This window comes from Streptomyces sp. NPDC056480 (genome assembly GCF_042795405.1).
Lineage (GTDB): Bacteria > Actinomycetota > Actinomycetes > Streptomycetales > Streptomycetaceae > Streptomyces.
The window spans coordinates 1-12,721 of record NZ_JBHTSA010000005.1 but is presented as its reverse complement, the minus strand read 5'-3'; the positions used below and the strand labels follow the sequence as shown (position 1 = coordinate 12,721).

General features: G+C 74.2%; 11 protein-coding genes. 5 read left to right on the top strand and 6 right to left on the bottom strand.

Annotated features, from left to right (window positions below):
* Window positions 1-73: 73 nt before the first annotated feature.
* Window positions 74-364, top strand: coding sequence for a hypothetical protein (locus ACFQ79_RS04145; protein ID WP_030319344.1), 291 nt, complete (start codon window positions 74-76; stop codon window positions 362-364).
* Window positions 365-461: 97 nt separating this feature from the next.
* The gene (locus tag ACFQ79_RS04140) at window positions 462-2,105 is read left to right on the top strand and encodes a sigma-70 family RNA polymerase sigma factor (protein ID WP_383579272.1); all 1,644 of its coding nucleotides are present in this window, start codon (window positions 462-464) and stop codon (window positions 2,103-2,105) included.
* Window positions 2,106-2,121: 16 nt separating this feature from the next.
* Here the strand turns inward: ACFQ79_RS04140 and ACFQ79_RS04135 are convergent, their stop codons facing one another.
* The 4 genes from ACFQ79_RS04135 to ACFQ79_RS04120 form a co-directional block, all read right to left on the bottom strand.
* Window positions 2,122-3,204: a CAP domain-containing protein gene (locus tag ACFQ79_RS04135; protein ID WP_383579271.1), complete on the bottom strand. Its 1,083-nt coding sequence runs from the start codon at window positions 3,202-3,204 to the stop codon at window positions 2,122-2,124.
* Window positions 3,205-3,356: 152 nt separating this feature from the next.
* Window positions 3,357-4,229, bottom strand: a complete 873-nt coding sequence (locus ACFQ79_RS04130; RefSeq protein ID WP_383579270.1) for a universal stress protein — start codon at window positions 4,227-4,229, stop codon at window positions 3,357-3,359.
* Window positions 4,230-4,431: 202 nt separating this feature from the next.
* Window positions 4,432-5,808, bottom strand: a complete 1,377-nt coding sequence (locus tag ACFQ79_RS04125) for an acyl-CoA dehydrogenase (RefSeq protein ID WP_383579269.1) — start codon at window positions 5,806-5,808, stop codon at window positions 4,432-4,434.
* Window positions 5,809-5,966: 158 nt separating this feature from the next.
* Window positions 5,967-6,422, bottom strand: coding sequence for an Rrf2 family transcriptional regulator (locus ACFQ79_RS04120; protein WP_073902335.1), 456 nt, complete (start codon window positions 6,420-6,422; stop codon window positions 5,967-5,969).
* 434 nt (window positions 6,423-6,856) lie between these two features.
* Here ACFQ79_RS04120 and ACFQ79_RS04115 point away from each other — a divergent pair, with 434 nt between their 5' ends.
* The gene (locus tag ACFQ79_RS04115) at window positions 6,857-7,717 is read left to right on the top strand and encodes a glutathione S-transferase C-terminal domain-containing protein (RefSeq protein ID WP_383579268.1); all 861 of its coding nucleotides are present in this window, start codon (window positions 6,857-6,859) and stop codon (window positions 7,715-7,717) included.
* Window positions 7,718-7,790: 73 nt separating this feature from the next.
* Here ACFQ79_RS04115 and ACFQ79_RS04110 read toward each other — a convergent pair whose 3' ends face one another.
* Entirely contained in the window at window positions 7,791-8,828 is a 1,038-nt protein-coding gene (locus tag ACFQ79_RS04110) for an NAD-dependent epimerase/dehydratase family protein (protein ID WP_383579267.1), read from the bottom strand.
* 141 nt (window positions 8,829-8,969) lie between these two features.
* Here ACFQ79_RS04110 and ACFQ79_RS04105 point away from each other — a divergent pair, with 141 nt between their 5' ends.
* Together ACFQ79_RS04105 and ACFQ79_RS04100 are read left to right on the top strand one after the other, a co-directional pair.
* Entirely contained in the window at window positions 8,970-9,212 is a 243-nt protein-coding gene (locus ACFQ79_RS04105) for a DUF5133 domain-containing protein (RefSeq protein WP_383579266.1), read from the top strand.
* 142 nt (window positions 9,213-9,354) lie between these two features.
* The gene (locus tag ACFQ79_RS04100; protein WP_383579265.1) at window positions 9,355-11,733 is read left to right on the top strand and encodes an ATP-binding cassette domain-containing protein; all 2,379 of its coding nucleotides are present in this window, start codon (window positions 9,355-9,357) and stop codon (window positions 11,731-11,733) included.
* A gap of 36 nt (window positions 11,734-11,769) precedes the next feature.
* Here the strand turns inward: ACFQ79_RS04100 and ACFQ79_RS04095 are convergent, their stop codons facing one another.
* The gene (locus ACFQ79_RS04095; RefSeq protein WP_383579264.1) at window positions 11,770-12,393 is read right to left on the bottom strand and encodes a DUF6058 family natural product biosynthesis protein; all 624 of its coding nucleotides are present in this window, start codon (window positions 12,391-12,393) and stop codon (window positions 11,770-11,772) included.
* Between the last annotated feature and the right edge of the window lie 328 nt (window positions 12,394-12,721).

The following is a 12,721-nucleotide window of genomic DNA, read 5'->3' as shown; positions in this document are numbered from 1 at the left end:
CCCGGACGGAACTCCTCCGACCGGGGCGGTCCCGTCGGTGGCGCATCCGCCGTCCGGGTGTGAACCTGGATGGATGAGCTGGGCATCTTGGACGACCGCCGGTGTCTACACCGGGCGAGGTGGGGTGCTGACCGTCGAGGCCGGAGTCGTCACGGGCGATCTGACCGTGCACACGACCTGGGCCGACAACGAGGCACGCGTGGCCGTGCAGTACAGCGGCGCGTCCGACTGGTTCACCATGTCGGGCAGTCCCGTTCCGTGCGCGTCGGAGGAGGAGAGCCGCGATCTGCACGACGCCGTCGTGGCAGCCGTCCGGGAGGGGAGCGGGGCCACGGTCCCGACCCTGCCCGTTCCACCGAGGTGATGGACGTCGGCGTCGATCACCGATAAGTGTTATCCCTCCCTCGCCCACGGGTCTCCGAACCACGGGGGACTCGCACCAGGGATGAGGGAGCAGATCCATGCACAGCGACGAGCGCCGCACCACCGCGCTGGTGGAGGCCGCCAGGGCCGGTGACGCGCACGCCAGGGACGCGCTGGTCCGCGCCTACCTGCCCCTCGTCCACAACATCGTCGGCCGGGCCCTCGACGGCCATGCCGACACCGACGACATCGTCCAGGAGACGATGGTCCGCGCCCTCGACGGACTGACGGGTCTCCGCGACCCGGCCCGGTTCCGGTCCTGGCTCGTGGCCATCGCCATGAACGGGATCCGCCGCCGCTGGCGCGAACGCCAGCAGGCACCCGTGCCAGGGCTCGACCGGGCCGCCGACCTCGCCGACCCGGCCGCCGGCGACTTCACCGAGGTCACCATCCTCCGGCTCGGCCTGTCGGGGCAGCGCCGCGACGTGGCCCGCGCCACCCGCTGGCTCGACGAGGACGACCGGGAGCTGCTCGCCCTGTGGTGGCTGGAGGCCGCGGGCGAGCTGACCCGCGCCGAGCTCGCCGAGGGCCTCGGCGGGATATCCCCGCAGCACGCCGCCGTCCGCGTCCAGCGGATGAAGGAACGCCTGGAGACCGGCCGCGCCGTCGTCCGCGCCCTCGACGCGGTGCCGAGCTGCCCCGACCTCGTGGAGACCGTCACGGCCTGGGACGGCCGGCCCTCCCCGCTCTGGCGCAAACGCGTCGCCCGCCACGTACGGACCTGTGCCGCCTGTACGGCGAGGGTGACCGGCCGTAGCGGTCTCGCCCCCGTCGAAGGGCTGCTCGTCGGCCTCGGCCTCGTACCGCCGCTGGTGATCGGTCTGACGGACGGCCCCACCGCCGACCCCGTCGCCTTCGACACGGTGGCATCCGACACGGCCGTCCCGGACACCGGCATCGCGGACGCAGGCATCGCGGACGCAGGCATCCCGGACGCAGGCATCCCGGACACCACCGTCCCGGGCCCGGCCGCGCCCGACAGTTCCATGGCGCACCCGTCCGGTGCCGACGGGACCGCTCCGGTCCAGGCCGTCGCCGACAGCGTCTCCCGGTGGACACCCCTGCGGCGGGCCGGGGTCGGTGGAGCCGTGGCCGTCGCCGTCCTCGGTGCCGTCGCCCTGCTCGTACCCCAGGAGCCGCAGACGCGCATGGAGCCGGGCAGCCCGGTCGCCGCGCCGCCGGCGACCCCCGCCCCGACCACGCCCCCGGCGACCCCGACCCCCACCCGCACCGCCACCCCCACACCGACGACCACGCCCCCGACCCCGCGCCGCACCCCGCGCCCCACCCCGACGCCCACGCGTGAGGAGCGGGTGACCGGACTCGTCAACCGGCTGCGGGCGGAGGCGGGTTGCGCCCCGCTGCGCATCGACCCCCGGCTCACCGCCGCGGCCCGCGGCTACGCCCGTGACATGGCCGCGCGCGGCTACTTCGGACACGCCAGCCCCGAGGGCGAGTTCGCGGACACCCGGATCACCGCCGCCGGATACAGCTGGAGCGCCTGGGCGGAGAACCTGGACCAGGGCACGGCCGACCCGGCGTCCGTCGTCGACGACTGGACGGACGGGTCGATGCACGAGGAGAACATGCTCGACTGCCGGTACCGGGACACCGGAGTGGCCGCGGCGCCCGGCCCCGGCGGCACGATCTGGGTGCAGAAGCTCGCCGCTCCCGCCTCCTGACCGCCGGGCCGGCGGCTCAGCGCCTGGCGCCGAAGTTCTGCACCCACCACGGGCCGTTGGCCGTCAGCGTCACCCCGACGCCGATGTCCTTGAACGAGCAGTTGAGGATGTTCGCCCGGTGGCCGGGACTGTCCATCCAGTCCTCCATCGCCCTGGCCGGGGTCGTCGGCCCGCGGTGGATGTTCTCCCCCCAGGTCGACCAGGCGTACCCGGCGCCGGTCATCCGGTCGCCCGCGTCCCGGCCCTCCGGGTTGTCGTGCTCGTAGTAGTCGCGGGCGGACATGTCGTCGGCGTGGCCCTGGGCGGCGGTCCGCAGATGGCTCTCGGAGTGCAGCGGGCCGCAACCGGCCTTCTCCCGCTCGGCGTTGGCGAGCGCGATGACATCCTGGACGAACCGCGCGGCCCTGCCCGCCGGTGCCTCCGCCACGGGGGCCGCACCCGGCTGCTCCTGCTGCCGCCCCTGGGCCTGTGCCGGTCGCGGCTGCTCCGGGGCCTGTTCCGGCGGGGGCTCCGGCTGTCGCCGCGACTCCGCCTTCGGAGGTGTCTCCTGCCGGGGTGCCGCCGGTGCGGGCCCGGCCGGTGCCGTCCCCGCCGTACGGGGGGAGGGCGTGGCCGCGGTCGAGGGCGCCGACGGGGGCAAGGCCGTCGTCCTGCTCATCCGTACGGCTTCCACCTCCCGTACGCTCCCCGCCGCCCGCACGGTCTCCGGCGTGGCGTCCGCGTCCCCGCCGGCGACGGTGGAGCGCAGCGACACGACCGGCTCGGCGGCCGAGGGGGAGACTGCCGTGCCACCGGTGCCGAGGGAGGCCACATACATCCCGGTGGCCACCGTCAGGACGGCGGCCACGGACCCGGCGACGGTGACGGCGGTCCGGAAGGACGGCCGGCGCGCGGCGCGCCGTCTCGCTCCGCCGCCCTTGCGGTGCCGCCCGCCCACGCGCGCCGCGGGGACGTCCGCGGTCGCGCCGGCGTCCTCCGCGGCGGGATCGTCCGCCGCGGGAGGCGCCGCCGCGAAGTCCCGTACGGCATCGTGCGGGTGCGGGGTGTGTTCGGGGTCGCCGGGGTGACCGGGGTGACCGGGACGGTCGTGGTGCCGCATGGAGCTCCGCTCTCTCGCCGTGGTCGCCGAACGGTCCGGCGCTGGGGAGAGCCACCGGGGCGACGGCGGTAACACTTTCCGGCCCCGGCCACCCCGACACTCCTCGTCAACGTGACGCGTCAACCCCGCGCGTCAACCTGTATCGCACCCTTTCAGCCCTGCGGGACGACCGCCACCGGACAGGGCGCGAGATGGAGGGCCGCGTGCGCCACGGACCCGATGCGCGGCCCGACGGCACCCCGCTTGGCCCGCCGGCCGACCACGAGGAGCTGGGCGGCCCCCGAGGCGGAGAGCAGCACCTGGCCCGCGCTGCCCAGCTCGACGTGCTCGGTGACCGACACGTCCGGGTAGCGCTCGCGCCAGGGCGCCAGGGCCTCGCGCAGCGCCTTCTCCTCGTACGGGACCAGCCCCCCGGCCTCGTCGGCGAGCCGCATCGAGGCCGGGCTGTACGCGTAGAGCGCCGGCAGGCTCCAGGCGCGCACGGCCCGCACGGCCGCGCCGCGCGCGGCGGCGGTCGCGAAGGCGAAGCCGAGGGCGGCGGCACTGTCCTCCGGGCTGCCGAGCTGCCCGACGAGCACGTGCCCGGTGGGCGGTTCGGCCGGATCGCCGTCGCGGGAGCGGACGGCCACCACGGGGCGGGTGGCGCCGGCGATGATCTGCTGGCCGTACGAGCCGAGGAGGAACCCGGCGACGGCGCCGTGTCCGCGCGAGCCGATGACGAGCATCTCGGCGCGCTCCTCGGTGCCGAGGAGCGCGGCGACCGGTGTGTCGGTCAGCACCTCCGCGCTGAGGGTGAGCTTCGGATGGCGCCGGCCGATCGTGGCCTCGGCCTCGCGCAGGACCGCGTCCGCGGCGCGTTCCTGGCTCGCGCGGTCCTGGACCAGGGGGAGGTCGATCGGTTCCCAGCGCCACGCGTGCGCGAGCCGTAGCGGGAGGTCCCGGTGGAGCGCCTCGCGGGCGGCCCAGTCCGCCGCGGCGAGGCTCTCGGGGGATCCGTCCACTCCTGCGACGATCTCACGACTCATCAGGCTGCCTCCGTGGGTTGCCGTGTCGGGCCAGCCGGACGGCCGGGCCCCGTACCTCCCAGCTTGGGCCCTTCGGCCGCGCGACGAGAGGGCCGGACGTCCCGACATGCCGGTCCGTCCGTCCCTTCGTTCCCCTGGAGACGTGTCGATCCGTCCCCCTGCGGGGGGTGTCGTGTCGATCCGGCCGGGGCGGGCGGCCCCGTCAGGCCAGCAGGGTCAGCCGCGCGTGGGTGCCGTTGAGGTAGTGGTCGCCGATGTCGCGGAGCCGGTGGGCCGCCTGGGTGGGGGCGGTGAGCGCGCGGGCGTTGCGCCAGAAGCGGTCGAAGCCGGGGCCTCCGGCGCGGGCGTCGGCGCCCGCCGTCCCGTCGACGAGTTCGAGGATGCGGGTGGTGATGTGCACGGCCGCCCGGCCGGTGACGGTCTCGGCGGCCGCCACCAGGACGGCGATGTCGGCGCGTTCCTCCACGCCGAGCGACCAGGCGGCGAGCAGACCGTGGGTCATGGCGTCCGTCGCCCGCTCCACCACGGCGGCGGCGGCGTGCGCGGCCGTGGCCAGCTCCCCGTACGCGAGCAGGAGGTAGGGGTCGTCCCCGGCGCCTGCCGGTGCGGAGCCGTCGGAGGCGCCGCCGGAGCGATCCGCCGGCGCCGGTCCGGCGTGACCGGCACGGCTGATGTCCCTGGCCTCGGCGAGCGCCCCCTCGGCGATGCCGAGCCCGACGTGGACCAGGAGCAGTCGCAGGACGAGCGGGGCGAGGGTGGAGAAGGGGGCGACGGCGTGCTCGTCGTGGGGGAGCGCGCCCAGGACGTCCTCGGGCGCCACCGGGACCCGGTCGAAGGTGACGGTGCCCGCGCCGGCGAGCCGCTGGCCGACCCGTTCCGTCCCCGCGTCGGTGAACACCCCCGGCTCGGCCGGGTCCACCAGGACGACGAAGAGGTCGCCGCTGCCGCCGGGGCGGGCCCCGACGACGAGCCGGTCCGCGACCGTCACGGCGGACGCGAAGGTACGGGTCCCGTCGAGGATCCAGCCGCGGCCGGAGTCGGCGGGGGTGAGCGTGAGCCCGGAGCCGGTCTCCAGGCGCGGTGCCTCGACGCCCCCGGCGAGCAGCCAGCGTCCCTCGGTGGTGCGCACGTCGAGCGGGTGGTCGTTCGCGAGGGGGGTGCCCGGGGCCCGTGCGGGGCCGCCGAAGAAGCGGCTGCTCCAGGACAGGGCGTAGTGGTGGGCGAGGAGTTCGCCCACGGAGCTGTCGGCGGCGGAGATCTCCCGTACGACCGCACACGCCGCCTGCCATTCGGCGCCCCGCCGGTTCGGTCCCGGGGCCGTCAGGAGGGCGGGGAGGCCGGCCTCCTGGAGCCGGGCGACCTCGTCGAAGGGCTCCTTGCCCGCCCGGTCCCTGGAGAGGGCGTCGACGGCGAGGTCGTCGGCGATCTCGCGGGTGACGCGGGGCCAGATCGCATCGTCGGCGGGCCGGTCGACCGGGCTCTCGCCGGGCCGTTCGGCGGTCCGCGCGACGGGTCCCGCGGCCGGTGCGGAGGTGGTGCGTATCGCTGGTCTCTTCGGCGACTTCCTCGGCGTACTCACGTCACCTCGCATGCTTCCTCGTATCCCCACTGGAATAGTAGGGATAGTGGCAGAGGGGAGGCCGTCGCCCCAAGGGGCGTCCGTAAGCTGGACAAGGTCGTCTCGATAAGTGAGAAGGAGTCACTTCGGCGCAGGTCACGAGGGGTTGACCCCAGGGCTCAGGGGTTGGTCCAGGCCTCAGGGTCGTCCGCGAGCGCGACGATCGTGTCGGGCAGTCGGGCCGCCGCGACCTCCGCGAGCGACACCCCGAGCACCTCGCGGACACCCGCCCGGAGCGCGATCCAGAGGGTGAGCAGCGACTCGGCCGGACCGGTGTACGACAGGTCCGGCGGCCGCTCCCCGCGGACCGAGACCAGGGGCCCCTCCACGCAGCGGATCACCTCCGCCACCGAGATCGACTCCGCGGGCCTGGCCAGCCAGTAGCCGCCGTTGCCGCCACGCTGGCTCTGGACGAGACCGCCCTTGCGCATGTCCCCGAGGATGCCTTCGAGGAACTTGTGCGAGATGCCCTGGCCCTCGGCGATGGCCTCGGCCTTCAGCGGACCCGCGTCCTGGGCGGCGGCGAGCTGGAGGGCGGCACGCACCGCGTAGTCGGCCCTGGCTGAAATGCGCATGCGCGCATTATTCCGCACGCTTGCCGGAGGTGGCCCGTACCGCACCCTTGACGTCGCCCTGGGCCGGTCGGACACTCAGGACGGGGAAACCGAGCGAACAGGTAGGGAACCATGGGACGCAGCGGTCGACGGGACACGCCACTCGCCGCACCCCTCCCGCGCTCCCTGCCCCTCACGTCCCGCCGCCACATCGACCTGCTGAGGGTCTGCAGCGCGGCGAGTCACGGGCACCGCCGGGTGGTTCGGCCCACCGGCTGAGGGTCTGTTCGCCGAGGGGGCTTCGCCCCCGCGGGCGCAGTGCCGCGCCCCTCTCCTCTTCCCGTACCTCTGCTGCCTCCGGGCCTCGTGGGGCCCGTGCCGTGGTCGCGCCGCCGCGGCCGGGGCCGCGCCGCGCGCCGCCCGGACCCAGCACCGAGCACCCTCAAGGGAGAAGCATGTCCGTCGTCCCCTCCTCGCTGCTGCCCGCCTCCGCCGTGCCCGCCTTCCGGGGCCGCATCGGCCGCGACGAGCACAGCGGCCACTACGCCGTACCGCACCGCTACCGCCTCCACGTCGCCCCGTACGACCCCGGCTGTCTGAGCATCGCCCTGACCCACAGCCTGCTCGGACTCGACGACACGCTCCCGCTCTCCGTGCTTCCCGAGAGCCCCGACACGCCCGACGGCGGGTACGAGGCCCTCCGCCCGCTGTACGAGGCGAGCGCGCACCTCTACGACGGGCCGGCCGCGGCGCCCGTCCTCAGCGACGGCTGGACCGGACGGATCGTCAGCACACACGTCCCCGACATCCTGCGGGACCTCGCCCTGCGCTTCCGCGGCGAAGGCCCCGAGCTGCTGCCGGAGGAGCACCGCGGCGAGATAGAGGCGATCGCCGACCTGTGCGAGCGGAGCATCAACCGGGCCGCCCAGCGCGCCGGTGAGCTCGGACTCGACGGCGAGGCCGCCCACCACGACCCCCTCACCGTCCTCTTCGCCGCCCTCGGCTCCTTGGAGCGCCGCCTCGCCCGCCACCCGTACGTGCTCGGCGACGCGCCGACCGCCGCCGACGTGCAGGTCTGGGTCACCCTGGTCCAGCTCGACACCGTCCACCGCTGGCACCTGGACGCCGCCGCGATGGACCGGGTCGCCGGCTACCCGGCCCTCTGGGCCTACGCCCGACGCCTCGCCGCTCGCCCCGAGTTCGCCCACCGGCTCGACATCGACGGCATCCTGCGCCGCCACCGCACCCACTGCCGGGGCCGCGAGGCCGCGGGCGCCGGCATCCGCCTCGTCGACTGGTCCGGCCCGACCGGCTGACACACGGCGCACGGGCGACGCACCGCCGGACGGCACACGGGTGGCCGGGAGCCCTGCTCCCGGTCACCCCGGCTCAGCCGATGCGATGTCCCGCCAGCGGACCCGTGTCGTCGCCCGCACCCGTACGCACGCCGCGCAGGAACGCCTCCAGGGCCTCCAGGGAGCTGCTCGACGGCTCCCAGCCCAGGTCCTTCCGGGCCCGCTCCGTCGCGAGCAGCGGCATGTGCCGCATCGCGTCGAAGAGGTCGGGGGACGCCGGCGCCAGTCTCAGCCGCCAGGCCGCCGACAGCGCGCCCCGCACCGCGCCCGCCGGCACCCGCACGGGCTTGGCGTCGAAGAGCTCGCCCAGGACCGCGCCGTCGATCACCGGCTCCGCGGCCAGGTTGAACGCGCCGCGGACGTCCCGCAGCAGCGCCCGTACGTAGGCGTCCGCCGCGTCCTCGGTGTGCAGGACCTGGAAACGGAGCCCGTCGAACTCCGGCAGCAGCGGCAGCAGATCGGGCCGCACCAGCTGCCCGGGGAAGAAGCGCCCCGCGAAGATCCGCCGCTGCCCGCTCGCCGACTCCTCCTTGAAGAGGAACGCCGGACGCATCCGCACCACCCGGATCAGCGGATGGTCCCGCTCGAAGGTGTCCAGGACCCGCTCCAGATAGGCCTTCTCCCGCGTGTACGCCGCACCCGGCCAGCCGTGCGTCGGCCACGCCTCGGACACCGGGGCCCCGCCGGCCGGGCCCGGAGAGTACGCCCCCACCGAGGAGGCGTGCACCAGGACCGGCACCCGCGCCTCCGCCACCGCCTCGAAGACGCGCACCGCGCCCAGGACATTGGTCCGCCACGTCTCCACCGGATCGTGCGTCGGCCCGAACCGCCAGGCCAGGTGCACCACCGCGTCCGCGTCGGCGACATGCCGTGCGAGCAGCGGCTCGTCGCCCTCCCGGGACAGGTCCACCTCGGCCCACTCCACCCCGGGCAGTTCGAGTCCCGGCCGGCGCCGGGCGAGACCCAGGACCGAGCCGACGCGCGGCTCGCGCGCCAGGAGCCGAACCAGACTGGTGCCCACGTTGCCGGTGGCGCCGGTGACGACCACCCGCGAAATGTCGCTCGGGTTCATGTCTCCGACCCTCCGCCATCGGCGTCGGAAGCGCACTCCGGAGGCGCCCCGGACCCCCGGCCGTCACCCAGCGTGTCCGTGCCGGTCGCGAGTGTGGCCGACGACCGGGACTATGGAGCGACTCAGGAGAAGGAGGACGCGATGCTGCTGCCCGACAGGAACACGGTCGACCGGCTGCTCCGGCACTACCGCGCCCAGGAGCGGACCGTGCTGGCCAGGCCGTGCGACCTGTCGGCGCGCCGGCGCTTCGAGGACACGGCGTACACGCTGTGCGTGCTGATGGGGGAGCGGACCGCCCGCGAGGCCGCCCAGGCAGCCGAGCACTACGTGGCCGGAACCCGCCCGGCGCCGCAGCCGACCCTCGAGGGCCTCCCGGGAGCCTGATCGGAGACCGATCAGGATGTGAGAAGCGTCCGCATCCGGCCGCCGCTAGCGTGGCTCCCATGGACCTCGCGATGCGGCCGCCGTCGCTCACGACGCACCGCGCCGGTCCGTTCCTCTGCCCCGCGCGACAGCTGGAGAGACGATGAGCAAGGCCCCCAGGGCGGACAAGCAGCCGCATCCGGCCGACCGGCACGACCTGATCCGTGTGCACGGCGCGCGGGAGAACAACCTCAAGGACGTCAGCATCGAGATCCCGAAGCGCCGGCTCACGGTGTTCACGGGCGTCTCCGGCTCGGGCAAGAGCTCGCTCGTCTTCGACACGATCGCCGCCGAGTCCCAGCGGCTGATCAACGAGACGTACAGCGCCTTCGTCCAGGGCTTCATGCCGACCCTGGCGCGGCCCGAGGTCGACGTGCTCGACGGACTGACGACCGCGATCATCGTCGACCAGCAGCGGATGGGTGCCGATCCGCGCTCCACCGTCGGTACCGCCACCGACGCCAACGCGATGCTCCGCATCCTCTTCAGCCGGCTCGGCAAGCCGCACATCGGCCCGCCCAGCGCGTACGCCTTCAACGTCCCCTCGGTCACGGCGCGCGGCGCCATCACCGTCGAGCGCGGCGACAAGAAGACCGTCAAGGCGACCTTCAACCGCACCGGCGGCATGTGCCCCCGCTGCGAGGGCCGGGGCACGGTCTCCGACATCGACCTCACCCAGCTCTACGACGACTCCAAGTCGCTCGACGAGGGCGCGCTGACCATCCCCGGCTACACCCCCGGCGGCTGGAACTACCGCCTCTACACCGAATCCGGCCTGGTCGACCCGGCCAAGCCGATCCGCAAGTACACGAAGAAGGAGCTCCAGGACTTCCTCCACCACGAGCCCACCCGCATGAAGATCGCGGGCATCAACATGACGTACGAAGGGATCGTCCCGCGGATCCAGAAGTCGTTCCTGGCCAAGGACAAGGAGGGCATGCAGCCCCACATCCGGGCCTTCGTCGAGCGGGCCGTCACCTTCACCACCTGCCCCGAGTGCGACGGCACCCGACTCGCCGAGGGTGCCAGGTCCTCGAAGATCAAGCGGATCAGCATCGCCGACGCCTGTGCCCTGCAGATCAGCGACCTCGCCAAGTGGGTCCGCGGACTGAAGGAGCCCTCGGTCGCCCCGCTGCTCACGGCGCTCCAGCTGACCCTGGACTCCTTCGTGGAGATCGGCCTCGGCTATCTCTCCCTCGACCGGCCCGCCGGCACGCTGTCCGGCGGCGAGGCGCAGCGCGTGAAGATGATCCGCCACCTCGGCTCCTCGCTCACCGACGTCACGTACGTCTTCGACGAGCCCACCGTCGGCCTGCACCCGCACGACATCCAGCGGATGAACGAACTGCTCCTGCAACTGCGGGACAAGGGCAACACCGTCCTCGTCGTGGAGCACAAGCCGGAGACCATCGCCATCGCCGACCACGTCGTCGACCTCGGCCCCGGCGCCGGTACGGAGGGCGGCACCGTCTGCTTCGAGGGCACCGTGGACGGGCTGCGGACCGGCGGCACCGTCACCGGCCGGCACTTCGACGACCGCGCCTCCGTCAAGGACACCGTGCGGAAGCCCACCGGCCGTCTGGAGATCCGCGGTGCGACCACCCACAACCTGCGCGATGTCGACGTCGACATCCCGCTCGGGGTCCTGGCCGTCGTCACCGGCGTCGCCGGGTCCGGCAAGAGCTCGCTCGTGCACGGCTCGATTCCCGTGAGCGACGACGTCGTGTCCATCGACCAGAGCCCCATCCGGGGTTCGCGCCGCAGCAACCCGGCGACGTACACCGGACTGCTCGACCCGATCCGCAAGGCCTTCGCCAAGGCCAACGGCGTGAAGCCCGCGCTGTTCAGCGCCAACTCCGAGGGAGCCTGCCCCACCTGCAACGGCGCGGGCGTCATCTACACCGACCTCGGCATCATGGCCGGGGTCACCTCGACCTGCGAGGACTGCGAGGGCAAGCGGTTCCAGGCCTCCGTGCTCGAATACCTCCTCGGCGGCCGTGACATCAGCCAGGTGCTCGCGATGTCCGTGACCGAGGCCGTGGAGTTCTTCGCCTCGGGCGGGGCGAGCACCCCGGCCGCCCAGCGCGTCCTCGCGCGCCTCGCGGACGTCGGTCTCGGCTACCTCAGCCTCGGCCAGCCGCTCACCACGCTGTCCGGCGGCGAACGCCAGCGGCTCAAGCTGGCCACGAACATGGGCGAGAAGGGCGGCGTCTACATCCTCGACGAGCCGACCACCGGTCTCCACCTCGCCGATGTCGAGCAGCTCCTCGGCCTGCTCGACCGGCTCGTGGACTCCGGCAAGTCGGTCATCGTCGTCGAGCACCACCAGGCCGTCATGGCCCACGCCGACTGGATCATCGACCTCGGTCCCGGTGCCGGTCACGACGGCGGCAAGGTCGTCTTCGAGGGCACGCCCGCCGACCTGGTGGCGGCGCGGTCGACGCTCACGGGCGAGCACCTGGCGGCGTACACGGGGGCCTGACGGAGAGGTCCGACGACGGCCCGGCGGCCCGGGTTCTCAGGCCGCCGGGCCGACGCGCGGAAACAGGGCGCGCGGCGCGTCCACGCAGGTGTCCCGTGAGGTGGGGCCGCCGAAACGCAGCCGGTCGTACGCCGTGAACGCCGGCTCCAGCGCGTCGAGCTCGTCCACGCGCGCGTGGAGCGCTCTACGCCACTCGGGGGTGCCGTCCGCCGTTCCGGCCCGCGCCGTGGCCAGCGCCCCGGTGATCTCCGCCGTCAGCTCGTCCTTGCGCCGTATGTGCGCCGGCGTCACCGCGTGCAGACAGACGTACCGGCCGCTCAGATACGCCTCCCATTCCGCCTCCCCCTGCGCCCGGTCCTCCCAGTGCGCGGTGAACCAGGCGCGCAGCCGCTCGGATCCGCCCGCCGTCTCGGTGAGGCGGAACAGATCGCGCGGCACCATCTCGGCGCCGTCGGAGCGCAGATAGCCCGGCAGCGGAAGCAGCCGCCCGAGCATCAGCCGCCGGGCCGTGTCGGGGTCCCGCCCGAGGGAGGCGCAGAGGGACTCGAGGGGGACGAACTGCGCGGTGACGTACGCGTCGTCGGCCGCGGTCATCCGATGGTCGCCGTTCACCGCGCGGAACCGCTCGGCGATCCGCCGTACCAGCGTCCGGTCCGCCATCACATCACTCCTTCGGGGAGGCCGTCCGGGCGTGCCCCGGACGGCGTCCCCGCAGGCTAGAGGCGAGACGGTGCGGCACCCACCGAACCGTCGCCGACGGGGGAGACCCTGGTCTGGCTGGGCTGGGCTGGGCTGGGCTGGGCTGGGCTCGGCCTGGTCTGGCCCGGCCTGCCTGGTGTGGCCTGGCTCGGCTCGGCCTGGCACGGCCTGCCTGGTGTGGCCTGGCTCGGCCTGGCTCGGCTCGGCCTGGCACGGCCTGCCTGGTGTGGCCTGGCTCGGCCTGGCTCGGGACCGGGGCCGCCCGGTCCGGTCCGGTCCGGTCCGGTCC